A 324-nucleotide genomic window follows, 5' to 3' on the forward strand; every position below is an offset into this window, starting at 1 on the left:
GAGGCAGGACCAGCCACACCAGTGGCACTGCCACGATCAAAGGCAGGCAGGTCTTTAGAACCATTGCCACCAATACCATCGCGATTACCAATACCAACATTCTTAGCACCATACCACTTACCCCAACCATTCTGAGACGCTTCACGGAGAGCATAAGCAATCGTAGCTTCCTTGTTTGCTGGATCAGATGGATCAAGGCCAGTATCCTTGATAAAACTGTTACCCAGTCCTTCTGGAAAGCCAGTATTGCCGCCACCAACGAGAAGCTGGAACGGACCATAGGAAGGCTCACGCCGACCATTCTTTCTGACGTCAGACTGAACA

General features: G+C 50.6%; 1 protein-coding gene. It reads right to left on the reverse strand.

Annotated elements, in window-relative coordinates; translation table 11 throughout:
* A partial coding sequence (locus Q5762_RS37650) for a hypothetical protein (protein WP_315896814.1) occupies window positions 1–324 on the reverse strand: 324 nt, incomplete at both ends.

This window comes from Streptomyces sp. P9(2023), from assembly GCF_032436795.1.
Classification (GTDB): Bacteria; Actinomycetota; Actinomycetes; order Streptomycetales; family Streptomycetaceae; genus Streptomyces.